A 25,816-nucleotide genomic window follows, 5' to 3' on the forward strand; every position below is an offset into this window, starting at 1 on the left:
TGCTTGCCGGGACATGCGCAAGTTCTGGGTCAAATCAGTGAGACGTTGCCGCCGGCATGGCGTTCGAGCCGGGCGGCGAGGTCGAGCTCCAGCAGCACCATGAACACTTGGGCGGGATGCAGGCCGGTGTGGCGGATGATCTCGTCCACTGATACCGGCGTCGGGCCGAGCGCTTCGACGACGCGGTCGCGATCGTCCTCGCGCGGCGGCGGTGTTGCCGAAAAGTCGGGCGGCTCTTCAAGCGGCGATGTCCTTGGCGACCAGCCGCCGACCAGCGGCGCTATGGCACTGGTGATATCGGCGGCCTCGGTCACAAGGGTGGCGCCGTCCTTGAGCAGGCCATTGGCGCCGGCGGCGCGCGGATCGAGCGGTGAACCGGGAACGGCGAAAACCAGCCGCCCCATCTCGCCGGCGAGGCGGGCGCTGATCAGCGAGCCGGAGCGCTGTGCGGCCTCGACCACTACCAATCCCAATGCAGCACCGGCGACGAGCCGGTTGCGGCGCGGAAAGTCCTGTGCGCGCGGCTGCCAGCCAAACGGCATTTCGGAAATGATGGCGCCGCCACCCTCGGCGATCTCGTCGCACAGGCCGGCATTTTCGGGCGGGTAGGGCAAATCGAGGCCGCCGGCGAGCACGCCGATCGTGCCGGTCGAAAGGCTGCCCCGGTGCGCGGCCGTATCGATGCCGCGCGCCAGGCCGGAAACAATGCCATAGCCGTCGCGGCCGAGATCCGCCGCCAGCATCCGCGCCATCTTGATGCCTGCCAGCGATGCGTTGCGAGCGCCGACGATAGCGACCGCTGGCAAGCGGAACACCGCGCTGTTGCCCCTGACCGCGAGCAGCGGCGGCGGATGATCCATGCTTTTCATCAGCGGCGGATAATCCGCCTCGCCGATGCCGACGAAGCGGGCGCCGGCCCGCCGGGCCGTCTCCAGCTCCGCCTCGACCTCGGCAATGGACGGGATGCGGACGATTTTTTTGGCGCCACCCGAAATCATCAGCTCGGGCAGCATCGATAATGCTGCTTCGGCCGAACCGAACCGGTTGATCAGGTCGCGAAAGGAAGCCGGGCCGACATTCGGCGTGCGGATCAGACGAAGCCAGCTCAGCCGCTGCCGGTCGCTGAGGCGCGGCCCGGAGTCGGGCTCGCTCACTCCTTGGCCCCGATCTTACCCTCGGTGCCGGCAAGCAGCCGCACAATGTTGGCGCGGTGCTTTACGATGACGATGAGGCTCATCGCCGCGAAAAGCCCGGCAATCTGCTGGGTGCTCAGGAAATACAGGGCAACTGGCACGACGACCGCTGCCGTCAGTGCCGCAAGCGAGGAGAAGCGGAACAGGAAGGCCACCGCCAGCCAGACGACGGCGAAGATCAGCGCCACTTGCCAGGCAAGGCCGATCAGCACGCCAAGGTAAGTGGCGACACCCTTGCCCCCCTTGAAGCCGAGCCAGACCGGAAAAAGATGACCTGAAAACGCGCCGAATCCGGCCCAAAGTCCGAGCTCGGGTGCAAAGCGGCCTGCGATCAACACCGCCGCGGTGCCCTTCAGCGCATCGAGCAGCAGCGTGGCCGCGGCCAAGCCCTTGTTGCCGGTGCGCAGCACATTGGTGGCGCCGATGTTGCCGGAGCCGATGTTGCGCACGTCGCCGAGGCCGGCGGCACGGGTGATCAGCAGGCCAAACGGGATCGAGCCGAGAAGATAGCCGAACACCAATGCCAAGACGGGACTGTAAACCATTGTTCCCCCGAACTTTCCTTGGCTGAGCGAATTTGAAGACGTGACACCCGCTTCGTCCTAGGCCGAAAACACTGTGCGGCCCGCCACCATCGTTTGCAAGACCTTGCCTTGCAGTCGCGCGCCTTCGAAACAGGTGTTTTTCGAGCGTGAGCGGATGCCGCTCTCGGTAACGACCCATGGCTCGTCCAGATCGACGAGCGCAAGGTCGGCCAATGCCCCCGGTTTCAGCGTGCCGCCGGGCAGGCTGAACAATCTTGCCGGCGCGGTCGACAGTGTCTCGATCAGCCGCAGCAGCATCACGTCGCCATTGTGATAGAGCCGCAGCGCTGCGCCTAACAGCGTTTCCAGCCCGATGGCGCCGGCCGCAGCATCGGCAAAGGGCAGGCGCTTGGTGTCGACGTCCTGCGGGTCGTGCGAGGAGACGATGAGGTCGATGGTGCCGTCCTTGATCGCTTCGATCATCGCCAGCCGGTCTTCCTCGGCGCGCAGCGGCGGCGTCAGCCGGAAGAAGGTGCGGTACTCGCCGACATCGTTCTCGTTGAGCGACAGATTGTGGATCGACACGCCTGATGTGACGTTGGCGCCATCGGCTTTTGCGCGCGCCACCCCGTTTGCCGCCATCGCCGTCGAGATCTTGGCCGCGTGATAGGCGCCGCCCGTCAGCCGCGCCAGCGCCAGATCGCGCTCCAGGGGGATGGATTCGGCCTCGCGCGGAATACCGGCAAGGCCGAGCCAACTTGCATATAGGCCTTCATTCATCACGCCTGACGAGGCGAGATCGGCATCCTGGGTTTCGTGGGCGATCACGCCACCGAAATCGCGCGCATAGGTCAGCGCCCGGCGCATCACCAGCGCGCTGGCAACAGAATGCCTGCCGTCGGTGAAGGCGACCGCGCCGGCCTCCCGCAGCAGGCCGAATTCGGTCATCTCGCGGCCTTCCAGCCCCTTGGTGATCGCCGCTGCCGGAAAGATGTTGACGATGGCTGTATCCTTGGCGGTGCGCAGCACGAATTCGACCAGCGCCACATTGTCGATCACCGGGTCGGTATCGGGCATCATCACAATCGAGGTTACGCCGCCGGCCGCTGCCGCCACGCTGGCCGAGGCGATGGTCTCCCGGTGTTCGCCGCCCGGTTCGCCGATGAAGACACGCGCATCGATCAGGCCGGGGATGATCGCCTTGCCGGCGCACTCGATGATCGTGGCGGCTTCGGGCGCGCCCTGGTTCAAGGCCGCCTTGCCAGCGGCAACAATTTTGCGCCCTTCGACGATGACGGTGCCGATCTCGTCGATGCCGCGCGATGGGTCGACGATGCGGGCGCGGCTGAAGACCGTTATGCTCATCGGCCCCGACCCTCGTCGTTTCGACGCGGGTCGAGCAGCGCTTCCATCACCGCCATGCGTACGGCGACGCCCATCTCAACCTGTTCCTGGATAACGCTTTGCGGGCCGTCGGCGATCTCCGAGGCGATCTCGACGCCGCGGTTCATCGGGCCGGGATGCATAACCAGCGCACCGTCCTTGGCCGCCTTCAGCTTCTCGGCGTCGAGGCCGAAATAGCGGAAATATTCGCGTACCGACGGTACGAAGGCGCCTTCCATACGTTCGCGCTGCAGGCGCAGCATCATTACCACGTCGGCGTCCTTCAGACCCTCGGCCATGGAACGGGTGACGATGACGCCCATCTTCTCGATGCCGGCGGGCAAAAGCGTCGAAGGGGCGACGACCCTGACCTGGGCACCAAGCGCGTTGAGCAGGATGATATTGGAGCGGGCCACGCGCGAATGCAGGATGTCGCCGCAGATCGCCACGATCAGCTTCGACAGCGGACCCTTGGCGCGGCGGATGGTCAGTGCGTCGAGCAGCGCCTGGGTAGGATGCTCATGGGCGCCGTCGCCGGCATTGACCACCGAGCAGCCGACTTTTTGGGCAAGAAGTGCTGCCGCGCCGGCCGATTGATGGCGGATGATCAATATGTCGGGACGCATGGCATTCAGCGTCATCGCAGTATCGATCAGCGTCTCGCCCTTTTTCACCGAAGAGCTCGCTACGGACATGTTCATGACGTCGGCGCCGAGCCGTTTGCCGGCCAGCTCGAACGACGATTGCGTACGGGTCGAGGCTTCGTAGAACAGATTGATCTGGGTGCGGCCGCGCAGCGTCGATGTCTTCTTGTCCGATTGCCGCGAGATGGCAACGGCCCGGTCCGCCCGGTCGAGCAGAAGCTCTATGTCGGCGGGGGAAAGATCGCGGATGCCCAGAAGATGGCGGTGGGGATAAAGTGGCAGGGACGATGCGTCGGTCATCTCAAGTCGCTGCTATAGGGGGGAGGCTCCGCGGCTGCAAGCATCGGCTTGGGATTGGATCGGTTCTCCCCGGGATTTTCGTCGCGCGCCGCTGGCCATAGGCTATAAACCGCCTTGGCTTTGGATTCGCAGCCTTCAGGTGATAAGGACGAAGCGTGACTGACGACGTGACCAACCAGCCGCCGCCGCTGGCCGGCGGCAACGCCTGGCGGGGCGATCCGTTGCTGATCCAGCTTGCCGAGCGCTTTTCCGATCCGGTGCGTAAGGACCTCGACGGGCTTGGCCGTTTCGTTCTGACCCATGAAGCGCAGGAACTGGCTCGTCTTGCCAATGTCGAGACGCCGAAGCTCAGGACCCATGATCGCCAGGGCCGGCGCATCGACCAGGTCGAGTTCCATCCCGCCTATCACGCGCTCATGCGCCGCTCTGTTGCCAACGGGCTGCATTCGTCGGTTTGGGAGAATGGCGACGCCGAGATCGGCCGTCGCCACCAGGTGCGCGCCGCGCGCTTTTATCTCACGGCTGAGCTCGAGACCGGGCATCTCTGCCCGATCACCATGACCAGCGCTTCGCTGGCAGCGCTGATGGCCAGCCCGAAGCTGTTTCGCGAATGGGCGCCGCGGGTGACGACGCGCAAGTACGATCAAAGCCAAAAGCCGCCGGTCGAAAAAGCAGGGCTGACACTCGGCATGGGCATGACCGAGAAGCAAGGCGGCACCGATGTCCGCTCCAACGTCACCAAGGCGGAGCGCGCCGGCAGCGGGTTTTATCGCCTGACCGGCCACAAATGGTTCATGTCGGCGCCGATGTCGGATGCCTTCCTGGTGCTCGGACAGGTGCCGGAGGGACTGTCGTGCTTTCTCGTGCCCCGCTTGCTCGGCGACGGATCCGGTAACGGCTTCCGTTTTCAACGGCTGAAGGACAAGCTCGGCAACCGCTCCAATGCCTCGTCGGAGGTGGAATTCGTCAGTGCCATCGGCGAGATGGTCGGCGAGCCCGGCGCCGGCGTGAAGACGATCATGGATATGGTGACCCTGACGCGGCTCGACTGCGCTGTCGCCTCGTCGGCGATCATGCGGGCCGGACTGGCCGAGGCTGTCCACCACACGCGCCACCGCAAGGTGTTTGGAACCAATCTGATCGAGCAGCCGCTGATGCAGCGTGTGTTGGCCGATATGGCGCTCGACGTTGCCGCCGCTACCGCGCTGTCGTTCCGGCTGGCGCGCTCCTTCGACGAGGCGGCCGGCGACCGCGGCGAGGCGGCCTTCGCCCGCGCCATGACGCCTGTCGTCAAATACTGGGTCTGCAAGATTGCGCCGCCGCTGCTCTATGAAGCGATGGAGTGCCTCGGCGGCAATGGCTATGTCGAGGAGGGGCCGCTCGCCCGCTACTATCGCGAAGCTCCGGTCAACGCGATCTGGGAAGGTTCAGGCAACGTCATGGCGCTCGACGTGTTGCGCGTGCTCGGCCGCGCGCCGGGCCTGTTCGACGACGTGCTGGCCGGCATCGACCGCGATCTAGGCGCCGGCGGACGCGGCACCGTCGGCGTGCTCAAGGCGGCAATGCAGGTCGCAGCAACCGACGAGGGCTCGGCGCGGCTGTTGACCGAGCAATTGGCATTGTCGGCGGCGGCGGCAGAGCTTCGCAGGCTGGGGGCAGGGCGGATCGCCGACGCCTTCGTGGAAACGCGCCTCGCCGGCCAGTGGCGCAATACCTATGGCATGATCGATTCGCGCCATGATGCCCGCATGATCATCGATACGCTCTACCCGCCGATCAACTAGGTGCCGTCGCCAAACTCGCTGCCGCTCTCGCGCCCCTGTGGATGGCCGTTAACCTTAACGAATGGTTTCCGTTGCGGCGGCCGGTGGCAAAGCCCAATGTTATGGTTAAGGCAAGGACTGTTCAGCTTGAGCGGCTTTGCCCTGCGAAGCGGGAGCGTCATGCGGCATATTCTGAGCTCTTTTCTGGCATTGCATTGGGCGGCCGTTTTCGCCCTGCTGGCGTTCATCTGCATCGACGGGAATCGAGGCGTGGCGACGGCCCTTGGCGTACTGGGCGTTCCCGTCCAGAACACTCGATTTGCCGATCTCGAAAACGCCGTCGTCGTGGCACCGCTCGCCGTGGCACTGCTTGTCGTCGCGGTGTTGTTCTGCTGGGCCTTTGTTGAAGCACTGACCAGCCACGCGACCAACCCGGATCCTGCCGACAGCGTCGTGCGGATCGCCTTCATCTCCGCCTTGGGCGTGCTGTCGCTGATAGTCATCGGCGGCGCCGCGCAAGGCATCAATGGGCTGTTCATGGTTGTTGCGGTGCAATTGGCGGCACTTCTGGCGTCCTATGTCGCGATGCTCGCCGAGCGGCGGTCGGCCGTTGCCGCGGCAGTTCCAGGGACCGGCGACATCCGAGCGGCCGCGCATGTCATGGCCAAGGCAGCGGCGCATAATTCCTCGCTTGCCCGCATTTCCGGCCGGCTGGATTCGAGGGACGACCGCTGATGCGCACCTTGTTCGCGCTTTGGGCGGCTCCGCTCCTCTTGTTTTGGGGCTGGTTCTTTCTGTCGCTCAACGACATCAATTTCGGCTACGTCATGCTGAGCCGTCAATTGCACGATCTCGTCTTCCAGCTCTATGGACAGATGCTCGGCGTCGATCCGGCACTCATTCCGGGCATGGTGGCGAAAGCTTGCGTGTTCGATGGGCTGCTGCTGACGGGGTTCTGGGCATTTCGCCGCCGCAAGGCAATTGGTGGCTGGATCACGGCGATGCGCAACCGCTATTTCGACCAGGCATCGACGCCGAGCACCTGAAGCATATGCATGAGGCTTTGAAAAATATACCCGCTCGAATCCTCGACGTAGCGATTGGGGCGCTAACCCAAGCTAATCAACATGCGGTTTATTACGATCCTGGCATGGATCACTGGACCGATATGTCTGTTCTAAACGCCGCCATGGCCGGCGAATTGTTCATCAAAGCGATCGTAGCAAAGGAGCATCCGCTCCTAATATTTCGCGACCTATTTCAACTCGACGACCCGGTCAATCAAGATTTAAAAATCGAACATATCATCGAGAAGGGAAAGACCTACAATTTTGAACATCTTGCAAAACTGCTCTGGGTAGCTACCGGCGAACGCCTTCCCGACTTGGATAGCTTTGAAAAGTTGCGCAAAGCGCGCAATGCTATCCAGCATTTTTGCTCGCCTGGCGAGAACGTGGACCTTCGTAGGCTCGCGCTAAGTTCTTGTACAAGAATATAAATCCACTCATAAACAAACATTTTGGTCTGTGCGCTGTCGAACATCACGAAGATCACAGTGTTGGCTACGACTATGTCGTTGACTGCGTCATCGGCCACGAACTGCTTTTCTCAATTCCCGATAAATTCGAGGTTACTGAGATCGATCTAGCTGAAGCAATTGACGGCACGAGCCAGGAGTACCGCAAAGTGCTCAAGGCACATTTCGCGGCCAGTGGGCTGAACCTGGAGGAGATAGCTCGACGCTCATGAGCAAAAGGGCACCACTTGATGCTCAAGGCTTTCGCACGATTGTTGCGCAGGAAGAGGACATCAACGCCGAACGAATTCACTATTGCTACCAAATTGGTTCCACGTTCGTGCATCTCTCTCTGATGGAGGATGCCATCATCAATGCGATGTCGATTTGTGGCCGGATTAAGGTGTCGAAGCTCCTCGGAGCCGATAGCGCCGCGTGGGAACTGATCCAGAAGCGAGACCAGCTTCAAAGCTCGACCCTAGGAAATCTTATCACGACCTTGTCGAAGCATGGGGTGGCACATGCAGGTATCGCATACCTCAATGGGTGAAATCGAAACGCGACTTCTTCGTTCACCGCCTCTTCAATGAGGGCGCGTGGCCGGGAGAGCTAGGCTTTCGGGCCCTTCAACGGCAGTGTCGAATGCTCCTTTTTCTAGACTAGAGGCCATTTTCGCACGCGCAAGCCAAAAAATCTGGAAGATTTTTAGCCGTGCGAATCTGATGGAGTATGTCGATCTCGGCCCTGATGGAGCTCTCTTGATACCAACAGATTTGGCCAAGAAGCTTCAAAGCTAGCTTTCTCAGCAAAGAATCCCGGTCGGACGGGGCACGCAGCAACGTGCGACAATACAAACATCGCAATCCGTGTTTCGCGATATGGAATTCTCCAGCATGCCAAGGCGCGCCAAGCGATAGGGGTCACGCATCTCCGCCACTTAGCATTTTCCGTAATTCATGATGTGAATATCATCGTGAAATTCATGAAAATATGTTTGACTTTTGCCGAGCGTCTTGGCTATCTGATATTCATCGGATGTATGCGGAGGAAGATTTGGCAGGAAAAAATGAGAAACGTGAAAATTTTGTAAGACTGGCGGAAGGGCGTACCCAGCTTGCGCTGGACGCTATCAGGAAAATCGGCAATCTTTCGAACAGTCGAGCGTACGAATACACGGATGCTGATGTTAAAACGATCGTCAAAGCCTTGCGTGACGCGACGACGGAAATAGAGCGAAAATTCAGTTCCACCACAGGTGAGACTTTCAACAAGTTCAAGCTCAAGGGGCAACCGCAGTGAAAGCCGAACCGCTTAACATCAACGACAAACGGTTCCTTATTAATCGCCTGATTGAACAGGCGCCTGTCAGCACCCTAATTCGAGAGTTCTTCAAGAACGCAGATGAAAGCGCGGCGCTGGCACCGGTCGGAAATCGGCGCATCGAGATTTATCCTGTCGAGATCGATAGAGTGCGCAAATTAGCCTTCTGGAATACCGGTCCTGGCATGGACGGTGCGGAGCTTAAGAGGGCGACCGACCTATCCTCATCGATCGGCAAGGACATGGCTCTTGATGCCAATTTTGGGATCGGAGCCAAAGTGTCCGGACTGACGATGTCTAAGGCCGGGATCAGATATCGTTCATGCAAGAACGGCTCAGTGTCCGAAATAACCATCGGCTACGACAAGGAAGAAGGCACATATGTCCGCTTCCCTGCGATGCTGCCGGACGGCAGTTACGATACCGTCTATGACGTCACTGCGGCGGCTGTCGCCGAAGGCAGACAAACGCAATACGACTGGACCGAAGTGATTCTTTTCGGTGAAAGCGAGGATCATGACACCGTCGCGGAACCTTTGGGCAGAGGAAAATCTGTCGATCGCAGCTATGTACCAAGTACCATCTTTCGTCGCTTCGCCGCCTTCTCCGAGGGAGTTGAAGTTCGCATCGACGTCGCGATGACCAAAGGAGGCGGCAAAGATGAAACTGGCAAATACCGGCAACTCAGACCACTCGCGGACGTTCTCGATAAGCTGCCCAATAGCCAGCGCGTCCACGACGCTGACACCGGCCTGACTATCCATTACATTCACGACCCGAAGCACCCGATGTCGAGTCATTCGCTCAGTGCTCGAGCCAATCCGGCAACCTCGTCCACCACCTTCTGCGCGGTGGTGCATAAGAGCGAACGCTATGACATCAAAACCAGCAAAGCTTGGTCAGCAGCAGCACCGAAATTCGGTATCCCGTTTGGCTCGAAGGTGCTTACGGTTGAAATCGAAATCCCTGACACGATGGCGCTTTCCAACCAATATCGCGATGGGCTCATGTGGCCCAAAGACCGTGCACCACTGACCGCAGAAGACTTTGTCGACTATGTCCGGGAGTTGATGCCGGATTGGGTGAAAGATGTCATTCGATCCGAGTCACCGGAATCCGATGACAATCTGGATGACATCCAAACCGACCTCCAAAAACTTTTAGATGAGTTTCGCGTGCCTACGGTGGCGTTCAAACCTTCTAGAAACTTTAGCGCGTTGAACATGGAAAGCCACTTTGAGGGTAGCGACGCAAGCGAGCGCGTAGATATCGACCAAGATCTTCCTGGGAACACTGAATTCATCGGCCCCGATGAGCCGACTGGCCGCAGTGGTGCACGTGCTACGCAGGAAAAAGTTCGCAAAGCACCAGCCGGTTCTAAGCCCTCCAAAGCGATGCAGGCGCTGGAGCGCGTGCCCACCATCACGATCCTGTTAGACCCCGATGAGATTTCCGACAAGGGCGTAAAAGGCCGTGCTGGACGATACTACAGCGAATCTCAAACGCTCTTTGTCAATGGCCTGTACCCAATCATAGAACGTATGGCCGCCGATTTGGAACGGGAACTCGTAGGCACGGGGGAGCCCGAGGTTGTGCGATCGGAATGCCTCCGTGCAGCACGCCGATCAGCGGCGTTTCGCGTCGGGAAAGTGACTTGCTACGCCATCAGCAAGCGTCTTTCTGACGACTGGTCGGCCGACGATCTTGAAGGGGCAACATCTCCCGAATCTCTTTCAATGGCGGCGGACGATTACAAGCAAGGTCTACAAACAGCCAAAAAATTGGCGCGCGAAATGATTAAAGCTTCCAAGCTCGAAAGGGTTGATGCAGCGTGACGGGCCACTGATGTGCACGGAGGAGCCTTTTCCCGATTGCGCCAATCGCACCGCGGCAGGTAAGCGATGATGACGGCTTCAGAAGATCAATACAGAGGGCATTTCAAGATTGGCAGGTGCAATCTTCCAGACAAGTTGACAACTTGTCGGCCCTCAGTCGCGTCGAAGTCCTTTCGGAAAAATTCGTTCATATTCGCGACGAACAGATACGGGCCATCCTTGGCGTGTCGAAGGGTGGTGAAAAACTAGCGATCTGCGAAGCAATTGGTCTTGGCGTTAAGGGTTTGCAAGCAGGCTCTGAAGCCGGTCGAGAACACCCTGTAGGATGAAGGCCGCAGCTGCCGAATCGATCTTGCCGGCGCGTTTCTTGCGGGAAAAATCCATCTCGATCAACGTCCGCTCGGCCGCCACCGTCGACAGCCTCTCGTCCCAGAAGACGAAGGGCAGATCGGTCAATCCAGCCATATTGCGCACGAAAGCGCGGGATTTTTGGGCGCGCGCGCCTTCCGAGCCGTCCATATTGATGGGGAGGCCGATCACCACGGCGCCGGCATTTTCCTTCTGTAGCAGAGCGAGCAGCACTGCGGCATCGAGCGAGAATTTCCTGCGCATGATGACAGCGCGCGGGTGGGCGAAGGACAAGCCGCGATCGGAAACCGCCACGCCGATCGTCTTATCGCCGAGGTCGAGACCGGCCAGGGTCTTGCCGCCGCCGAGCCGGGCCGGCAACTCCTCGATGGTGATGATGCCCAATGGCTTTTCCTTTGACCGCGACGCCGCACGTCCTATACGCGCAAAGCGTGCGCGGCACTTTAATTTCGCCGTCGGCGTTCTATCCTCTACCGAAGCAAAAATCGAGGAAAGCATTGATGAAACTGACCTGGTACGGACATTCGGCATTCCGAATCGAAATCGAAGGCGCGAAAATCCTCATCGACCCCTATCTGGTCGGTAATCCGTCGTGGACGGGTGGGTGGGAAGGGCCGGCCGAAGGGGTCACGCACGTGTTGCTCACCCATGGCCACAGCGACCACATCAGCGGCGCCATCGAAGTGCTCAAGAAGAGCGGCGCGATGCTGGTCGCCAATTTCGAGATTTGCATGTACCTGGTCGGCAAGGGCGTCGGTAACAAGCAGATCAATCCCGGCAATATCGGCGGTACGGTCGATTGCAGCGGCTTCACCACCACCTTCGTTCAGGCTCTGCATTCATCGTCGTTTCCGGGCGAGGGCGGCCAGAATACCTATCTCGGCAATCCGGGCGGGCTTGTCCTGCACTTCCCCGAGGACAAGACGCTTTATCACATGGGCGACACCGACATCTTTTCCGACATGGCCCTGATCAACGAGTTGCATGAACCGAAGATCGGCATCGTGCCGATCGGCGATCGCTTCACCATGGGCGGCGCGGTGGCAGCCCTTGCCTGCCAGCGTTTCTTCAAGTTCGAGACGGTCGTTCCCGCTCACTTCGGCACATTTCCGATGATAGATCAGACCGCCGACAAATTCGTGGCCGGGCTGGACGGATCGGGTGTGAAAGTGGCGTTGCCGAAGATCGGCGAGACGATTACGCTGTAGCGACAGCGAACCGGAATGACGACATGGATCTGAGAAACTCTCTTTGCATTTCCATGCTGGTTGCCGCGTCGCCGGCGCTGGCCGCCGAGGATTTCATCAACGGGGTCTATCTGCAATCGGAGGATCTCTGCGCGCAGGCCAAAAAGGATACGCTGCAGACGGTGATCGAGGGCGGCAATATCGTGCTGTCGGCAAATGGGCTGGAAAGCATCGAATATAATTGTGAATTCCTGCAGATCACCAAAGCGACACGCTCACCAAGCTGGGCGGTGACCGCTATATGCCAGGAGCCGGGCTACGTCTTTCCCGATGTTCTCTCACTGACACAGATGAGCCCGAAGCAGATCGACCTGGTATCGGTACGGCCTGCCGCCGACGAAGGCGAGCAGAGCGGTAACGGCGGCAGTTATTTCCTCTGCGACGGCGTCACGATGCCATAGGGCAGTTGTCGGCACGATGCATGTTGCGCGGCACGCGCTGCGCCGCTATAGCGCTGGTTTTCCCCGAGGCACAAACATGTCCGTTGATATAAAAACCGTGAAGCGCGTCGCGCACCTTGCCCGTATTGCGGTGAGCGAGGAGGATGCAGAGCGTATGACCGGCGAATTGAACGCCATTTTGGGCTTTGTCGAGCAGTTGAATGAGGTCGATGTTTCCAGCGTCGAGCCGATGACCTCGGTCACGCCGATGGCAATGAAAAAGCGCCAGGACGTCGTCACCGACGGCGGCAAGGCAGCTGACATCGTCGCCAACGCGCCAGCGACCGACGAGAATTTCTTCCTTGTGCCGAAGGTCGTGGAGTAGCAGGCCGATGGCAATCGACATCGCCGCTGAGACGCCGCTGCAGGACGATGTGCGTGGGCTGGTCGAAGAGCTGAACGCCACATTGCTGGAGCTGACGCCGCCGGAGCATTGCTATCATTTGACCGTCGAGCAGATGGCGGATCGCGACACGACCGTTTTCATCGCCCGCGATGACGGCCTTGCCATCGCTTGCGGCGCACTGAAGCGCCACGATGCTGTGGTCGGCGAGGTCAAGCGAATGTATACGCGACCTTCGCATCGCGGCCGCAAGATCGGCGCGAAGATTGTCGAGCGTATCGAGGCGCTGGCGCGCCAAGAAGGGCTTAAGCGTCTGGTGCTGGAGACGGGGGACCGTCATCCCGCCGCCTGGACCGTCTACGAACGCGCCGGTTTTTCCCGCTGCGGCCCGGTACTGGATTATCCCGATTCCGAGTGGTCGGTATTTTACGAAAAGAGCCTTGCCTGATGACCGACCTGACCCAACTGACGATTTCGCAGGCCCGCGCCAAATTGCGTTCCAGGGAGATCACCGCCACCGAAGTCACCGAGGCCTATCTATCGGCGATCGAGCGAGCCAATCCGGCGCTCAATGCCTATGTCGTGGTCACCGACGACAAGGCGCGCGACATGGCCAAGGCCTCCGACGCGAAATTGGCCAAGGGCGAGGGCGGGTCGCTCGAGGGTATCCCGCTCGGCATCAAGGATTTGTTCGGCACCGAAGGCGTCCACACCCAGGCCTGCAGCCATGTGCTAGACGGCTTCATGCCGCGCTACGAATCGACGGTCACGGCCAATCTGTGGGCGGATGGCGCCGTCATGCTCGGCAAGCTCAACATGGACGAGTTCGCCATGGGCTCGTCCAACGAGACCTCGTATTATGGGCCCGTGATCAACCCGTGGCGGCGTTCGCGCCTCGACACGGTGGTGATGCCGACGACACATCAGGGCGAGGGTGGCTTCGTTTCGGCGTGCGGCACCAGGACCGCGCGCACGTTGGACAATGCCCAACTGGTGCCGGGCGGTTCGTCCGGTGGATCGGCATCAGCCGTCTCGGCCTTCCTGTGCGCAGGCGCCACCGCCACCGACACCGGCGGCTCGATCCGCCAGCCCGCCGCCTTCACTGGCACAGTCGGCATCAAGCCGACCTATGGCCGCTGCTCGCGCTGGGGGATCGTAGCGTTCGCCTCGTCGCTCGACCAGGCCGGGCCGATCGCGCGCGACGTCCGCGATGCCGCGATCCTGTTGAAGTCGATGGCTTCGGTCGACCCGAAGGACACGACGTCCGTCGACCTGCCGGTGCCGGACTACGAGGCGGCGATCGGCCGCCCGATCAAGGGCATGAAGGTCGGCATCCCCAAGGAATATAGAGTCGACGGCATGCCCGCGGAGATCGAGGCGCTGTGGCAGAAAGGCATTGCCTGGCTGCGGGATGCCGGCGCCGAGATCGTCGATATCTCGCTGCCGCACACCAAATACGCGCTGCCGGCCTATTACATCGTGGCGCCTGCCGAAGCCTCGTCCAACCTCGCCCGTTACGACGGGGTCCGCTATGGGTTGCGCGTGCCCGGCAAGGACATTGTCGACATGTATGAAAAGACCCGCGCCGCCGGCTTCGGGCGCGAGGTCAAGCGCCGCATCATGATCGGCACCTATGTGCTTTCCGCCGGCTACTACGATGCCTACTATCTACAGGCGCAGAAGGTTCGAACCCTGATCAAGCGCGACTTCGAAAATGTGTTCGCCGCAGGCGTCGACGTCATCCTGACGCCGGCAACGCCTTCCGCCGCCTTCGGCATCGCCGACGAGGACATGGCCGCCGACCCGGTCAAGATGTATCTCAACGACATTTTTACGGTGACAGTGAACATGGCCGGCCTGCCCGGCATAGCGGTTCCGGCTGGGCTCGACGCCAAGGGGCTGCCGCTCGGCCTGCAGCTGATCGGCCGGCCCTTCGACGAGGAAACGCTGTTCCAGACCGCCCATGTCATCGAACAGGCGGCCGGCACATTTCAGCCGGATAAATGGTGGTAGGATCGTTTCTCATCTGAGGGGGTGAGGGATGTTCTTCTATGTCTCCAAGATTCTCTGGTTCTTCGTTCAGCCGTTGAATCTCGCGATCTTCCTGCTGCTGGCGGGGCTGGTCGCGGCGATGTTCGGCCGGCGGCGATTGGCGGCCGTTGGCAGCACTCTTGCCTTCCTCATCCTTGTTGTTGCGACATGGAGCCCGCTCGGCCCCATGATGCTAAATCCGCTGGAGGAGCGCTTCCCCAGGCCGCCGCTGCCGGAAAAGGTCGACGGTATCATAGTGCTTGGCGGCAGTCTGGATGGTGCCGTCAATCTGGTGCGTGGCGGCTATGAAATGAACTCCAGTGGCGACCGGATGGTCGAGGCGGCCGTGCTGGCGCGGCGGTTTCCGACAGCGAAAGTCGTTATCTCCGGTGGCAGCATCGAAATCTTCCGCGGAGGCGAAGGCGATGCAGATACCGCACCGCGTCTTTTTGCCGCTCTCGGCGTGGCGGCCGATCGGCTGATCCTCGAGAGCAAATCCCGCAACACCTACGAGAACGCTGTCTTTACCAGGGAACTGGTGATGCCGAAACCAGGCGAGACCTGGTTGCTGGTGACCTCGGCCTTCCGCATGCCACGCGCCAAGGCGCTGTTCGACAAAGCCGGCTTTTCGACCATTCCGTGGCCAGTCGACTATCGCACCTCCGGTAGGGAAGGCATCGCCACGTTCCCCTATCCCGGCGACTGGCTGGAGGTCACCACTGTTGCGATCCGCGAATGGATAGGGCTCACCGCCTACTGGCTGTCGGGCCGCATCGATCGGCCTTTTCCCGGGCCGGGCGGCTGACCGAGCACCGCCTGCCGCGCCGCCGAGAAAAACTGGCGGCGCACCAGCACCGCCAGCAGCAGCAGCGTCGAAAGCACGAAAACGGCGGGATCGACGAACCAGCCAAGATAGCCAATCGAGAAGAACACGCCGCGCAGGCCCGAATTGAAATGCTTCCCGGCCAGCATGTTCATGCGCGCCGCACGCCAGACTGCCGTTTCGGTGACCGGATTGCGCGACGCCTCGCCATGCGGAATCGGCACGGCGCCGATCAGGATCGAGCAATAGTTGAACAGCCGGTAAGCCCAGCCGAACTTGAAGAAGGAAAAGGCCAGGATCAGCACCAGGCCGAACACCTTCGTCTGGAACGCCGCGCGTGAGGACGTGGCGCCAAGCGGCAGGTCACTCAGCACGGTCAGAACCTGGTCGGAGGCGCCGAGCAAAGCAAAACAGCCGCCGATCGCAATCAGCGAACTGGAGGCAAAGAAGGCGGTTCCCTGCTGCAGGCCGCTCATGATGGCGGTGTCGACGATGCGGATCTCGCGCTCGGCCATGGTCCGCATCCAGGCCTCGCGCTGCGCGTTCATCGCCCTCGTCAGCGAGACGCGGCTGACCAGCATTCCGTCCGCGGCGAGCGTATGCAGCACCCACGCGGCAAGGAAGAACCCCAGCGCCGCAAGGTCGGCCATCGATAGATGAAAGGAATCGCTCATGCGTTGCTTTTACCACAGGCGGAGGGGACGCTTCGATGGCCGAAGCTGGAATGTCGCTGCCGGAGCAAACAAGGTCGGCAGGTGCAGCGCCGCAATCTTCAAAACAGCGGACAACACCATGGGAATTCCTATATGTAGACCTCAACAAGGTCCCAGGAGAAAACGCCCACGTGTTCCTTTCGGTTTTCGACCTGTTCAAGATCGGCATCGGCCCATCGAGTTCGCACACGATGGGGCCGATGACGGCTGCACGGCGGTTTCTCGACGAGATTGCGGGAGACGACTGGCCGCGCCCGGCCGGCGCCAAGGTCGACCGGATCGCGGCCAGCCTGCATGGCTCGCTCGCCTATACCGGCATCGGCCATGGCTCCGATCGTGCCGTGGTGCTCGGCCTCGCCGGCCAGACGCCGCAGACGGTGGATCCCGACCAGGCGGACGGCATCGTCGCTCGCATCGCCGCCGAGAAGCGGATCTCGCCGCCCGGCCATCCGTCCTATCGTTTCGACCCGGCAATGGATCTGGTGCTGGATCGCAAGACGCCGCTGCCGGGTCACGCCAATGGCATGGCCTTCTCTGCCTATGACGCCGGCGACCGGTTGCTGCTGAGGCGCGTCTATTATTCGATCGGCGGCGGCTTCGTAGTGTCCGAGGAGGAACTGCAGCGGATGAAAGCAAGGGGCTCGGCGACAACCGAAGGCAAGAAGGTTCCGTATCCGTTCAAGAACGCCGTCGAAATGCTGTCCATGGCAGCGAAAAGCGGGCTTTCCATTGCCGAGATGAAGCGCGTCAACGAGGAGACGCAGATGTCGCGCGAGGAGCTCGACGCCGGCCTCGACGGCATCTGGAGCGCCATGAAGGGCTGCATCGAGCGCGGCCTGTCGCAAGGCGGCATCATGCCGGGCGGACTCAAGGTGCGCCGCCGTGCCCGGATGCTGCGCGACAAGCTGCAGGAGCAATGGCAGCAGAACCGGCCCAACCCGCTGCTCGCCAACGACTGGCTGTCGATCTATGCGATGGCGGTCAATGAGGAGAACGCCGCCGGCGGCCGTGTCGTCACCGCGCCAACCAATGGGGCGGCCGGCACTCTGCCCGCAGTGCTGCGCTACTGGTTGCATTTCCATCCAGAAGCCGACCAGCCCAGCATACGCGATTTCCTGCTGACGGCGGCGGCCGTCGGCGGCATCATCAAAACCAATGCTTCGATCTCGGGGGCGGAAGTCGGCTGCCAGGGCGAGGTCGGTTCGGCTTCGGCAATGGCTGCGGCGGGATTGTGCGCCGTCATGGGCGGCACGCCCGAGCAGGTCGAGAACGCTGCCGAGATCGCGTTGGAACATCATCTCGGCATGACCTGCGATCCGGTCGGCGGGCTGGTGCAGGTGCCGTGTATCGAGCGCAATGCGCTTGGTGCCGTCAAGGCGGTGACCGCCGCTTCGCTGGCCATCAAGGGCGACGGCGTTCATTTCGTGCCGCTCGATGCCGCGATCGAGACGATGCGCCAGACCGGCCTCGACATGAACGAAAAGTACAAGGAAACCAGCCTTGGCGGATTGGCAGTCAATGTCGTGGAGTGCTGAGAGCCAATCTGGTGGCCTGGACCACCACTGTGGAGAAGTCGATCAGGCCGTTGACGCGTTCGCGTGCTGGACTAAACCTTAAACGATGTCTCTCAATCTCATAAAGCTTTGCGTCGGCTGTGACAGCGTCGAGGATCTGGAAGAGTGGATTGCCTTCCGTCTCGACGAGCGGCGCCGCGCCGGCGAACCGGCCGAGCACTACCACACCACCCGCATGGTGCCGACACGCGGCGTCGAGATTACCGACGGCGGCTCGCTCTACTGGGTGATCAAGGGCAATGTCCAATGCCGCCAGCTGATCACCGAAATCCGCCCCTTCACCGATGACGAGGGCATCGGCCGTTGCCATCTGATCCTCGATCCCGACGTCGTGCGCACTGACTGGCAACCGCGCCGTGCATTCCAGGGATGGCGCTACCTGAAGCAGGCGGACGCGCCGGCCGATCTCGGCAAGGGCAAAGCCGGGCTGATCGAGATGCCGCCGAAGCTCAGGCGAGAGCTTGCCGATCTCGGCCTGCTCTGACGCCGAGAACCGCAACGCCAAGACCGCCAGCCGAAGTGCTTGTCCGCAATTGCATCATCGGTCCTCCAGGTCGCCTCATCTGGGCTTGCAAGCCGGGGAACAACGCCACATCTTGAATGTCATGAGCGACAAGAAGCAGCCCGTGCCTGCAAGGGCCAATCCTGCACCGGTCGAGTCTCAATCGAGCACCGGCGAGATCGACGCGTTTCTCCGTCAGGCAAGGACGCTCGCTGCATCCGCCACCGGGTCAGGCAGGCTGATCCTGTCCCTCGACGCGACGATGAGCCGCCAGCCGACCTGGGATCTCGCCTGTGCGCTGCAGGCCGAGATGTTCGACGCCGTCGGCAAGGCCGGGGCGCTCAAGGTTCAACTTGTCTATTTTCGCGGCCTTGGCGAGTGCCGCTCCTCCGCATTCGTCACCGATACCGAAGCTCTGAAGCAGCTGATGACGCGCATCGACTGCCGCAGCGGCCATACCCAGATCGGCAAGGTGCTCGCCCATGCCCTGAAACAGACGGCGGCGGCCAAGGTCAACGCGCTGGTCTATATCGGCGACGCGATGGAAGAAAACATAGATGATCTGGCCGAAAAGGCCGGCAGCCTCGGTCTGCACGGCGTTCCTGTCTTCGTCTTTCAGGAGGGCGATGATGCCGCCGCGGAAAAGGCGTTCAAGGAGATTGCGCGGCTGTCGAAAGGGGCCTGGTTCCGCTTCGATCGGCGGGCTGCCGCAACCTTGGCCGGCCTGCTTTCGTCCGTCGCCGTGTTTGCGACCGGCGGGCTGAAAGCACTGGAGGCCCGGGGCAGACCGGAAGACCGGCTGATGATCGAGCATATGCGGGGCGGCGGAAACTGATGAGCGCAATTATCGCTTTTGTAGCGTTGCTTCTAGTGCTTCTCGGCATGCTCACCATCTTCCTGCGCGCCGATGCGGCGAAGCTTGCAGGCGGCATGAGAACGCTTGGACCTGTACTGCTCGGGCTGGTCGGCGTCGCCGTGCTGCTGGTCGGGCGCGAGGGCATCGGCGGCTTGATCCTGTCGGTTGCGCTCGCCTGGTACGGCTCCATGCGCATGAATCGGCCGGCGGCAAAACTGGCACAAGGCAAGCGTTCGACAGTTCGTACCGCGGCGCTTGAAATGGAACTCGATCACGATACCGGCGGCCTCGAAGGCCTCGTGCTGGCCGGGCGCCATGAAGGCAAGATGCTTGGCTCGATGGGGCGTGCCGAATTGCAGCAACTCTATCGCGAACTCTCAGGCGATCCGGAGAGCCGCCAATTGCTAGAGACGTATCTTGACGGCAGATTTCCCATCTGGCGCAAAGACGCTGATGCGAATGACGGCGAAGGGCTGGGTGTTGCGCCAGGTTCTGGCGCCATGACTAAGGAGGAGGCCTACAAGATCCTTGGTCTTGAAGCGGGGGCTGCCGCGGCGGATGTCCGCAAGGCGCACCGCCGCCTGATGCAGCGCCTGCACCCCGATATCGGTGGCACGTCTTTCCTGGCGGCGCGGATCAATGAAGCCAAGGACGTCTTGCTCTCCAATCACAACTAGTCTCCTTCGACGCAGAACTTTCGGGAAAGATATCGTTTCGCGCGCCGCTTACTGCTGGACGGCGTAGCACTCGATCTTCTTCTTTTTCAAAGCGTTGCAGGCCTTCCAGGCAGCGGTCTTCGAACCGAAACCACCGAACCGGGCGCGGTAGTAGGTGACGCCGTCCTTGTCGAAGGCGACGGTGAAACCGGAGGCATCGGCCAGAACGGAGGGTGCCTGCTTCGTCGCCTTGTCGAGGAAAGCCTTCGCTTCGGCCTGTTTTGGCGACGAGGCGACCTGTATTGCCCAGCCGGATGGCACCGAGGCCGTGCTGACCGGATCGACCTCTGCCGCCGGTTCGGCATAGGCTGCGGCGACCCGGGCTGTCGCCACGTCGTCCACGGTCGCCGCGGCCGTCGTCTTGACCCTCTTGGCCTGAACGACCGGAGTGGTTTCTTCAACGACGGGCGCATTTTCCTCGACAAGGGAGGCAACGGCATCGTCGTTCGGCTTACTGTCCGGTGTCGGCGCGTCATGGTTCGGTAGAAATACCTTGGCCAAGGCTGAAATCGGATTGCCACCGCCAGCCTTGGCAATCAGCACGCCGCCGCCGCTCGACGAGGCCTTCGGCATGTAGGCATTGATCAACCCGGCCATCTGGCTGTCGCGGCTGCCGCCGGATCTGCCGCCCATGACCACCGCTACGATCCGCCGATCGCCATCCGAGACCGAGGAGACCAGATTGTAACCGGAGGCGCGGGTGTAACCGGTCTTGATGCCGTCGACGCCCTTGATGCGTCCGAGCAGACGGTTATGGCCGTTGATGCGCTGCCGCCCATAAAGAAAGGAGCGCTGCGAGAAATAGCCGTAATATTGCGGAAAATGCTCTCTCAGGGCGATGCCGAGCATCGCCATGTCGCGCGCGGTTGTGAACTGGCCGGGATCAGGCAAGCCGTTGGCGTTGCGGAAAACGGTTCCCCTCATGCCCAGCGCCCGCGCCTTGGCGGTCATCATGCGGGCGAAATTGGCTTCATTGCCGCCGAGCATCTCGCCAAGCGCCGTTGCGGAATCGTTTGCCGATTTGGTCACCATCGACAGGATCGCGGTCTCGACCGTGACCGAGCTGCCGCGCTTGACGCCTAGCTTCGTCGGCGGCTCGGCAGCGGCATTGGCCGAGAACACGACCGGGGAATTCTTGCTGATCCTGCCCTTCGCCAATGCCTCGAACGTCAGATAAAGCGTCATCATCTTGGTAAGCGAAGCCGGATAGCGCCGGCCATCGGCATCCGACGAATAAAGCACCTTGCCGGTCTTGGCATCGATGACGATGGCCGCCGACTTGGCCGCCATGGATGAAGCCGCGTCCGCGACGACGAAGCTCATCGCCATAGCGAGGATCATGATCGTTTTGAGGGGGGACGCGGATTTGGAAACGAAGCCCGACAACGCCTTACGCACTGATAGTTCCTTTGAATTTCCGTTGCCTTGGAGGCGGCAAAGGGGTCCTGCCTCACCTTCGGCCACGCTAACGCGGGCAGCGTTACCAATCCGTTTATGGTAACCGCCGCGTTCACCATTTTCTGCGGGATTGAGCTTCTCTTTATTCGAATCTTAGCGATTGCCGGCAGCTCACGATGCGCATTGCCGCGGGAATCTTGACTTTTGTGCACTGCACAATATATTTACACGCATTGCACAACGCGGCCCGACAAGGCGCGTCTATCGTCCAAGGCAACCGTTCAAGGGAAAGCGTGAAATGACCCAGACCTATGAAGATTTCAGCAAATACGGCAAGGAATTTGCGGACACCGGATTGAAGAGCTTCGCCTCGCTGTCCAAGGGTGCACAGGCTATCGCCGCCGAGGCGGGCGAGTACACCAAGAAAAGCTTCGAAGCCGGTAGCGCCGCTGTCGAGAAGCTCTTTTCCGCCAAGTCGCTGGACAAGGCGATCGAGATCCAGTCCGACTATGCCAAGCAGTCCTATGAGAGCTTCGTCACCGAGGCCACCAAGCTTGGCGATCTCTATGCCGAACTCGCCAAGGAAGCTTACAAGCCGTTCGAATCGATCGTCGCCAAGGCGAAGTAAATTCGACGAACATTCCGAGCCGGCCCCTGGGCTTGCAAAGACAAACCCGGTCGCGAACGCACGGCCGGGTTTTTTCATGCCAGCTCGAAATCGGGGGCCTACGGTCTTCACGATTTGAAAAATCGGGCAAGTTTGGCCACCTAGCCATATTGTCAGCTAAACAGAAGGGCTTAAAATCGTCCATCGAACACCTACATGTCGAGCATGCATGAGGATTCGAAAGAGGCAGGACTACGTGACTACAGGTTTGACTGCCACGAGCTACGTGGTGCGAATGCAGAACGGCAGCAACGGCAATGAGGCCGGTCGCGGCACGGCCGTCATCACGCGCACAAAAACCAAGACCAAGAAGCCCAGTCTGTATCGGGTCCTCATTCTTAACGACGACTACACACCCATGGAATTCGTGGTCCACGTGCTGGAGCGCTTTTTCCAGAAGGACCGCGAAGCCGCCACACGCATAATGCTTCATGTTCACAATCATGGGGTGGGCGAGTGCGGGGTCTATACATTCGAGGTGGCCGAGACCAAAGTGTCTCAGGTCATGGATTTCGCCCGACAGAATCAGCATCCGCTGCAATGCGTGATGGAGAAGAAGTGAGGTAACATGCCGGCTTTCTCCCAAGGCCTGGAAAAGGCGCTTCACCAAGCGCTGACGCTCGCCAATGAGCGGCACCATGAATATGCAACCCTTGAACATTTGCTGCTCGCCCTGATCGACGACACCGAGGCGGCGGCCGTCATGCGTGCCTGCAACGTCGATCTCGACGAGTTGAAGCATACGGTTCTCACCTATATCGACACCGAGCTCGACAATCTCGTCACCGGCTACGATGAAGATTCCAAGCCGACTGCCGGTTTCCAGCGCGTCATCCAGCGCGCGGTGATCCATGTGCAGTCGTCAGGCCGCGAGGAAGTGTCCGGCGCCAACGTGCTCGTCGCCATCTTCGCTGAGCGTGAAAGCCACGCCGCTTACTTCCTGCAGGAACAGCAGATGACCCGCTACGACGCGGTCAACTACATCTCGCATGGCATCGCCAAGCGCCCCGGCGCTTCCGAGACGCGTACCCCGCGCGGCGCCGACGACGAGCAGGGCAGCCAGAGCGGAGCCGAGCCGCAGGAGGAAGGCGGCAAGAAGAAGCAGCAGCAGGACGCGCTGACTGCCTATTGCGTCAACCTGAACAACAAGGCCAAGGCCGGCAAGATCGATCCATTGATCGGTCGCGAGAGCGAGATCAACCGGACCATCCAGGTGCTGTGCCGCCGCTCCAAGAACAACCCGCTCTATGTCGGTGATCCCGGCGTCGGCAAGACGGCTATCGCCGAAGGCCTCGCTAAGCGCATTGTCGAGGGTGACGTTCCCGAAGTGCTGCACAATGCCACCATCTTCGCGCTCGACATGGGCACGCTGCTGGCCGGCACCCGCTATCGCGGCGATTTCGAGGAGCGGCTGAAGCAGGTCGTCAAGGAGCTCGAGGATTATCCCGGCGCCGTGCTGTTCATCGATGAAATCCACACCGTGATCGGGGCAGGGGCCACCTCCGGCGGCGCCATGGATGCATCGAACCTGTTAAAACCCGCACTGTCGTCCGGCGCCATCCGCTGCATCGGCTCGACCACCTACAAGGAATTCCGCCAGTTCTTCGAGAAGGACCGCGCGCTGGTGCGGCGCTTCCAGAAGATCGACGTCAACGAGCCGACGGTCGAGGACGCCATCGAGATCATGAAGGGCCTCAAGCCTTATTTCGAGGAGTTCCACAAGGTCCGCTACACGAGCGAGGCGATCAAGGCTTCGGTCGAACTCTCGGCGCGTTACATCAACGACCGCAAGCTGCCGGACAAGGCGATCGACGTGATCGACGAGACCGGCGCCTCGCAAATGCTGGTGCCGGAAGCCAAGCGCAAGAAGACCATCGGCATCAAGGAGATCGAAGCGACGATCGCCACCATGGCGCGCATCCCGCCGAAGACGGTTTCCGCAGACGACGAGAAGGTGCTGCAAGGCCTCGACATCGAGTTGAAGCGCGTCGTTTACGGCCAGGACACCGCGATCACAGCGCTGACCTCGGCCATCAAGCTGGCGCGGGCCGGCCTGCGGGAACCGGAAAAGCCGATCGGCTCGTACCTGTTCTCGGGCCCGACCGGTGTCGGCAAGACGGAAGTGGCCAAGCAGCTCGCCGCCTCGCTCGGCGTGGAGCTGATCCGCTTCGACATGTCGGAATATATGGAACGCCACACCGTTTCGCGGTTGATCGGCGCGCCTCCCGGCTATGTCGGCTTCGACCAGGGCGGCCTTCTGACCGACGGCGTCGACCAGCATCCGCATTGCGTGCTGTTGCTCGACGAAGTCGAGAAGGCGCATCCGGACCTGTTCAACATCCTGTTGCAGGTCATGGACCACGGCAAGCTGACCGACCATAACGGCAAGCAGATCGACTTCCGCAATGTCATCCTGATCATGACTACCAATGCGGGCGCATCCGATGCGCAGCGCGCGGCGATCGGTTTCGGTTCGACCAAGCGCGAAGGCGACGATGTCGAGGCGATCAACCGGCTGTTCACGCCGGAGTTCCGCAACCGTCTCGATGCGATCATTCCGTTCGGCTCGCTGCCGGTGCCGGTCATCCATCAGGTGGTGCAGAAGTTCGTCATGCAGTTGGAAGCGCAGCTTTCCGAGCGTGGCGTGACCTTCGACTTGTCGCAGGATGCAATCGCATGGCTGGCCGACAAGGGCTATGACGAGCGCATGGGCGCCCGGCCGCTTGGCCGCGTCATCCAGGAGCACATCAAGAAGCCGCTGGCCGACGAGGTGCTGTTCGGCAAGCTCAAAAAGGGCGGCACGGTGCGTGTCACCGTCGAGAAGAAGGAAACCGGCGAGACCGGCCTGAAGCTCGAATCGCTCGCCGACGAGGCGCCGGTGAAGCCGAAGAAGGAAGAGCCGGACGACGTGCCGAAGGCCAAGAAGGCGGTGGCGAAGAAGCCCGCTGCAAAAAAGGCGGTGGCGCAGAAGCCGGAGCCCAAAGGTAAGGACGGCGGCAAGCGCAGTCTCGTGCCGCAACTGCCGCGTAAGAACTGACGAACCAGCCAGTAAAAAAGCCCCGGAAACGGGGCTTTTTTTGTGACACCCTCCGGTTAAGCACCCGGCGCCCGCCGGAGCAGTTTGCGCCGGTTCAGCTTGCCAGCGCCATCCTTATCTTGCCGGCGTTCTGGGCCAGGACTTCAGGCTTTTCCATCTGTCCGCTGTGCGGTTTCAGGGGAATCCCCTCGAAGCGCGGAATGACATGGACGTGAAGGTGAAAGACAGTCTGCCCCGAAGCTGGTTCGTTGAACTGCATAACCGTGACGCCATCGGCATCGAAGGCCTTCTTTACGGCCCGCGCAACTTTCTGGACGTGAGCGAAGAGCGGGCCAAGCACCGCCGGATCCGCGTCAAGCAGGTTGCGCGACGGCGCTTTCGGCACCACCAGCGTGTGACCCTGTCCTTGCGGCATCACATCCATGAAGACAATGACCGCTTCATCCTCGTAGACGCGATGCGAAGGGATTTCTCCGCGCAGGATTTTGGCGAAGATGTTGCTGCTGTCGTAGGTTGCTTCGGCCATGGCGCGCGCTCCGGTTCTTGGCTCGCTGTCTCGTGTAGCGAAGCTGTTCCGGGCGGGCAAGATGATCGATCGACATCGGCCGTGCGGGCCCGCGCG

29 protein-coding genes are annotated in these 25,816 nt (G+C 61.1%); 21 read left to right on the plus strand and 8 right to left on the minus strand.

Features of this window, described 5'->3' with window-relative positions; translation table 11 throughout:
• Positions 1-29: 29 nt before the first annotated feature.
• Genes dprA through NKJ84_RS23605 form a run of 4 tightly spaced genes read right to left on the minus strand, consistent with a single transcriptional unit; the run spans position 30 to position 4,044 of the window.
• On the minus strand, positions 30-1,154 hold the full coding sequence (gene dprA / locus NKJ84_RS23590; protein WP_352508457.1) for a DNA-processing protein DprA: 1,125 nt from the start codon (positions 1,152-1,154) through the stop codon (positions 30-32).
• Positions 1,151-1,738 carry a glycerol-3-phosphate 1-O-acyltransferase PlsY gene (plsY, locus tag NKJ84_RS23595; RefSeq protein WP_352508458.1) on the minus strand — a complete coding sequence of 196 codons (588 nt, stop codon included), beginning with the start codon at positions 1,736-1,738 and terminating at the stop codon, positions 1,151-1,153. The genes dprA and plsY overlap by 4 nt, the downstream gene beginning before the upstream one ends.
• A gap of 57 nt (positions 1,739-1,795) precedes the next feature.
• Entirely contained in the window at positions 1,796-3,082 is a 1,287-nt protein-coding gene (locus tag NKJ84_RS23600) for a dihydroorotase (protein ID WP_352508459.1), read from the minus strand.
• Complete coding sequence (locus NKJ84_RS23605; protein ID WP_352508460.1) at positions 3,079-4,044, minus strand: aspartate carbamoyltransferase catalytic subunit; 966 nt, start codon at positions 4,042-4,044, stop codon at positions 3,079-3,081. The genes NKJ84_RS23600 and NKJ84_RS23605 overlap by 4 nt, the downstream gene beginning before the upstream one ends.
• 155 nt (positions 4,045-4,199) lie before the next feature.
• Here NKJ84_RS23605 and NKJ84_RS23610 point away from each other — a divergent pair, with 155 nt between their 5' ends.
• The 8 genes from NKJ84_RS23610 to NKJ84_RS23645 all read left to right on the plus strand — a co-directional run bounded on the left by NKJ84_RS23610 (position 4,200) and on the right by NKJ84_RS23645 (position 10,478).
• Entirely contained in the window at positions 4,200-5,828 is a 1,629-nt protein-coding gene (locus NKJ84_RS23610) for a DNA alkylation response protein (protein ID WP_352508461.1), read from the plus strand.
• 159 nt (positions 5,829-5,987) lie between these two features.
• The gene (locus tag NKJ84_RS23615) at positions 5,988-6,542 is read left to right on the plus strand and encodes a hypothetical protein (RefSeq protein ID WP_254817337.1); all 555 of its coding nucleotides are present in this window, start codon (positions 5,988-5,990) and stop codon (positions 6,540-6,542) included.
• The gene (locus tag NKJ84_RS23620) at positions 6,542-6,853 is read left to right on the plus strand and encodes a DUF6105 family protein (RefSeq protein WP_352478942.1); all 312 of its coding nucleotides are present in this window, start codon (positions 6,542-6,544) and stop codon (positions 6,851-6,853) included. Before NKJ84_RS23615 ends, NKJ84_RS23620 begins: the two co-directional genes overlap by 1 nt.
• A 5-nt stretch (positions 6,854-6,858) precedes the next feature.
• The gene (locus tag NKJ84_RS23625; RefSeq protein WP_352508462.1) at positions 6,859-7,305 is read left to right on the plus strand and encodes a hypothetical protein; all 447 of its coding nucleotides are present in this window, start codon (positions 6,859-6,861) and stop codon (positions 7,303-7,305) included.
• Positions 7,290-7,556, plus strand: a complete 267-nt coding sequence (locus NKJ84_RS23630) for a hypothetical protein (RefSeq protein ID WP_352508463.1) — start codon at positions 7,290-7,292, stop codon at positions 7,554-7,556. The genes NKJ84_RS23625 and NKJ84_RS23630 overlap by 16 nt, the downstream gene beginning before the upstream one ends.
• Positions 7,553-7,873, plus strand: coding sequence for a hypothetical protein (locus tag NKJ84_RS23635; RefSeq protein WP_352508464.1), 321 nt, complete (start codon positions 7,553-7,555; stop codon positions 7,871-7,873). The genes NKJ84_RS23630 and NKJ84_RS23635 overlap by 4 nt, the downstream gene beginning before the upstream one ends.
• A 503-nt stretch (positions 7,874-8,376) precedes the next feature.
• Entirely contained in the window at positions 8,377-8,622 is a 246-nt protein-coding gene (locus NKJ84_RS23640) for a hypothetical protein (RefSeq protein WP_352508465.1), read from the plus strand.
• Positions 8,619-10,478, plus strand: coding sequence for a hypothetical protein (locus NKJ84_RS23645; RefSeq protein WP_352508466.1), 1,860 nt, complete (start codon positions 8,619-8,621; stop codon positions 10,476-10,478). The genes NKJ84_RS23640 and NKJ84_RS23645 overlap by 4 nt, the downstream gene beginning before the upstream one ends.
• A 276-nt stretch (positions 10,479-10,754) precedes the next feature.
• Here the strand turns inward: NKJ84_RS23645 and ruvX are convergent, their stop codons facing one another.
• Entirely contained in the window at positions 10,755-11,231 is a 477-nt protein-coding gene (gene ruvX / locus NKJ84_RS23650; protein ID WP_352508467.1) for a Holliday junction resolvase RuvX, read from the minus strand.
• A gap of 116 nt (positions 11,232-11,347) precedes the next feature.
• On the opposite strand from ruvX, the gene NKJ84_RS23655 reads away from it, so the two are divergent.
• From NKJ84_RS23655 to NKJ84_RS23680, 6 genes are all read left to right on the plus strand, one after another.
• A complete protein-coding gene (locus NKJ84_RS23655; protein ID WP_352508468.1) occupies positions 11,348-12,055 on the plus strand; it encodes a metal-dependent hydrolase in 708 nt (235 codons plus the stop codon).
• A gap of 23 nt (positions 12,056-12,078) precedes the next feature.
• Entirely contained in the window at positions 12,079-12,495 is a 417-nt protein-coding gene (locus NKJ84_RS23660; protein ID WP_352478939.1) for a hypothetical protein, read from the plus strand.
• Positions 12,496-12,571: 76 nt separating this feature from the next.
• Entirely contained in the window at positions 12,572-12,859 is a 288-nt protein-coding gene (gatC, locus tag NKJ84_RS23665; RefSeq protein ID WP_352508470.1) for an Asp-tRNA(Asn)/Glu-tRNA(Gln) amidotransferase subunit GatC, read from the plus strand.
• 7 nt (positions 12,860-12,866) lie between these two features.
• Positions 12,867-13,325, plus strand: coding sequence for a GNAT family N-acetyltransferase (locus NKJ84_RS23670; RefSeq protein ID WP_352508471.1), 459 nt, complete (start codon positions 12,867-12,869; stop codon positions 13,323-13,325).
• Complete coding sequence (locus tag NKJ84_RS23675) at positions 13,325-14,890, plus strand: amidase (RefSeq protein WP_352508472.1); 1,566 nt, start codon at positions 13,325-13,327, stop codon at positions 14,888-14,890. Before NKJ84_RS23670 ends, NKJ84_RS23675 begins: the two co-directional genes overlap by 1 nt.
• 28 nt (positions 14,891-14,918) lie before the next feature.
• The gene (locus NKJ84_RS23680) at positions 14,919-15,713 is read left to right on the plus strand and encodes a YdcF family protein (protein ID WP_352508473.1); all 795 of its coding nucleotides are present in this window, start codon (positions 14,919-14,921) and stop codon (positions 15,711-15,713) included.
• Here NKJ84_RS23680 and NKJ84_RS23685 read toward each other — a convergent pair.
• A complete protein-coding gene (locus NKJ84_RS23685; protein ID WP_352508474.1) occupies positions 15,662-16,405 on the minus strand; it encodes a DUF599 domain-containing protein in 744 nt (247 codons plus the stop codon). The two genes, NKJ84_RS23680 and NKJ84_RS23685, sit on opposite strands and share 52 nt — an antisense overlap.
• A gap of 170 nt (positions 16,406-16,575) precedes the next feature.
• Here NKJ84_RS23685 and NKJ84_RS23690 point away from each other — a divergent pair, with 170 nt between their 5' ends.
• The 4 genes from NKJ84_RS23690 to NKJ84_RS23705 all read left to right on the plus strand — a co-directional run bounded on the left by NKJ84_RS23690 (position 16,576) and on the right by NKJ84_RS23705 (position 20,053).
• Positions 16,576-17,979 carry an L-serine ammonia-lyase gene (locus NKJ84_RS23690; RefSeq protein WP_352508475.1) on the plus strand — a complete coding sequence of 468 codons (1,404 nt, stop codon included), beginning with the start codon at positions 16,576-16,578 and terminating at the stop codon, positions 17,977-17,979.
• A gap of 85 nt (positions 17,980-18,064) precedes the next feature.
• Positions 18,065-18,502 carry a DUF1489 family protein gene (locus NKJ84_RS23695; protein ID WP_352508476.1) on the plus strand — a complete coding sequence of 146 codons (438 nt, stop codon included), beginning with the start codon at positions 18,065-18,067 and terminating at the stop codon, positions 18,500-18,502.
• A gap of 121 nt (positions 18,503-18,623) precedes the next feature.
• Positions 18,624-19,355: a vWA domain-containing protein gene (locus NKJ84_RS23700; RefSeq protein ID WP_352508477.1), complete on the plus strand. Its 732-nt coding sequence runs from the start codon at positions 18,624-18,626 to the stop codon at positions 19,353-19,355.
• A complete protein-coding gene (locus NKJ84_RS23705) occupies positions 19,355-20,053 on the plus strand; it encodes a DnaJ domain-containing protein (protein ID WP_254817325.1) in 699 nt (232 codons plus the stop codon). Before NKJ84_RS23700 ends, NKJ84_RS23705 begins: the two co-directional genes overlap by 1 nt.
• 48 nt (positions 20,054-20,101) lie before the next feature.
• On the opposite strand, the gene NKJ84_RS23710 is transcribed toward NKJ84_RS23705, so the two are convergent.
• A complete protein-coding gene (locus NKJ84_RS23710) occupies positions 20,102-21,490 on the minus strand; it encodes an SPOR domain-containing protein (RefSeq protein WP_352508478.1) in 1,389 nt (462 codons plus the stop codon).
• A gap of 298 nt (positions 21,491-21,788) precedes the next feature.
• Between NKJ84_RS23710 and NKJ84_RS23715 the strand changes: the two genes are divergently transcribed.
• The 3 genes from NKJ84_RS23715 to clpA all read left to right on the plus strand — a co-directional run bounded on the left by NKJ84_RS23715 (position 21,789) and on the right by clpA (position 25,194).
• Positions 21,789-22,118: a phasin family protein gene (locus tag NKJ84_RS23715; protein ID WP_023674920.1), complete on the plus strand. Its 330-nt coding sequence runs from the start codon at positions 21,789-21,791 to the stop codon at positions 22,116-22,118.
• Between the two features lie 274 nt (positions 22,119-22,392).
• A complete protein-coding gene (gene clpS, locus NKJ84_RS23720; RefSeq protein ID WP_023717744.1) occupies positions 22,393-22,719 on the plus strand; it encodes an ATP-dependent Clp protease adapter ClpS in 327 nt (108 codons plus the stop codon).
• Between the two features lie 6 nt (positions 22,720-22,725).
• A complete protein-coding gene (gene clpA, locus NKJ84_RS23725) occupies positions 22,726-25,194 on the plus strand; it encodes an ATP-dependent Clp protease ATP-binding subunit ClpA (RefSeq protein ID WP_023674922.1) in 2,469 nt (822 codons plus the stop codon).
• 94 nt (positions 25,195-25,288) lie between these two features.
• On the opposite strand, the gene NKJ84_RS23730 is transcribed toward clpA, so the two are convergent.
• The gene (locus NKJ84_RS23730; RefSeq protein WP_352508479.1) at positions 25,289-25,720 is read right to left on the minus strand and encodes an HIT family protein; all 432 of its coding nucleotides are present in this window, start codon (positions 25,718-25,720) and stop codon (positions 25,289-25,291) included.
• Positions 25,721-25,816 lie beyond the last annotated feature (96 nt).

The organism is Mesorhizobium sp. M0048, assembly GCF_040323405.1.
GTDB lineage: Bacteria > Pseudomonadota > Alphaproteobacteria > Rhizobiales > Rhizobiaceae > Mesorhizobium.

What these genes read in the sequence shown, in the direction of transcription:
- plsY (WP_352508458.1), bottom strand. Translation starts at nt 1,738, where the DNA reads ATGGTTTACAGTCCCGTCTTGGCATTGGTGTTCGGCTATCTTCTCGGC.
- NKJ84_RS23600 (WP_352508459.1), bottom strand. Translation starts at nt 3,082, where the DNA reads ATGAGCATAACGGTCTTCAGCCGCGCCCGCATCGTCGACCCATCGCGC.
- NKJ84_RS23605 (WP_352508460.1), bottom strand. Translation starts at nt 4,044, where the DNA reads ATGACCGACGCATCGTCCCTGCCACTTTATCCCCACCGCCATCTTCTG.
- NKJ84_RS23615 (WP_254817337.1), top strand. Translation starts at nt 5,988, where the DNA reads ATGCGGCATATTCTGAGCTCTTTTCTGGCATTGCATTGGGCGGCCGTT.
- NKJ84_RS23620 (WP_352478942.1), top strand. Translation starts at nt 6,542, where the DNA reads ATGCGCACCTTGTTCGCGCTTTGGGCGGCTCCGCTCCTCTTGTTTTGG.
- NKJ84_RS23625 (WP_352508462.1), top strand. Translation starts at nt 6,859, where the DNA reads ATGCATGAGGCTTTGAAAAATATACCCGCTCGAATCCTCGACGTAGCG.
- NKJ84_RS23635 (WP_352508464.1), top strand. Translation starts at nt 7,553, where the DNA reads ATGAGCAAAAGGGCACCACTTGATGCTCAAGGCTTTCGCACGATTGTT.
- NKJ84_RS23655 (WP_352508468.1), top strand. Translation starts at nt 11,348, where the DNA reads ATGAAACTGACCTGGTACGGACATTCGGCATTCCGAATCGAAATCGAA.
- NKJ84_RS23660 (WP_352478939.1), top strand. Translation starts at nt 12,079, where the DNA reads ATGGATCTGAGAAACTCTCTTTGCATTTCCATGCTGGTTGCCGCGTCG.
- gatC (WP_352508470.1), top strand. Translation starts at nt 12,572, where the DNA reads ATGTCCGTTGATATAAAAACCGTGAAGCGCGTCGCGCACCTTGCCCGT.
- NKJ84_RS23670 (WP_352508471.1), top strand. Translation starts at nt 12,867, where the DNA reads ATGGCAATCGACATCGCCGCTGAGACGCCGCTGCAGGACGATGTGCGT.
- NKJ84_RS23675 (WP_352508472.1), top strand. Translation starts at nt 13,325, where the DNA reads ATGACCGACCTGACCCAACTGACGATTTCGCAGGCCCGCGCCAAATTG.
- NKJ84_RS23680 (WP_352508473.1), top strand. Translation starts at nt 14,919, where the DNA reads ATGTTCTTCTATGTCTCCAAGATTCTCTGGTTCTTCGTTCAGCCGTTG.
- NKJ84_RS23685 (WP_352508474.1), bottom strand. Translation starts at nt 16,405, where the DNA reads ATGAGCGATTCCTTTCATCTATCGATGGCCGACCTTGCGGCGCTGGGG.
- NKJ84_RS23695 (WP_352508476.1), top strand. Translation starts at nt 18,065, where the DNA reads ATGTCTCTCAATCTCATAAAGCTTTGCGTCGGCTGTGACAGCGTCGAG.
- NKJ84_RS23700 (WP_352508477.1), top strand. Translation starts at nt 18,624, where the DNA reads ATGAGCGACAAGAAGCAGCCCGTGCCTGCAAGGGCCAATCCTGCACCG.
- NKJ84_RS23705 (WP_254817325.1), top strand. Translation starts at nt 19,355, where the DNA reads ATGAGCGCAATTATCGCTTTTGTAGCGTTGCTTCTAGTGCTTCTCGGC.
- NKJ84_RS23715 (WP_023674920.1), top strand. Translation starts at nt 21,789, where the DNA reads ATGACCCAGACCTATGAAGATTTCAGCAAATACGGCAAGGAATTTGCG.
- clpS (WP_023717744.1), top strand. Translation starts at nt 22,393, where the DNA reads ATGCAGAACGGCAGCAACGGCAATGAGGCCGGTCGCGGCACGGCCGTC.
- clpA (WP_023674922.1), top strand. Translation starts at nt 22,726, where the DNA reads ATGCCGGCTTTCTCCCAAGGCCTGGAAAAGGCGCTTCACCAAGCGCTG.
- NKJ84_RS23730 (WP_352508479.1), bottom strand. Translation starts at nt 25,720, where the DNA reads ATGGCCGAAGCAACCTACGACAGCAGCAACATCTTCGCCAAAATCCTG.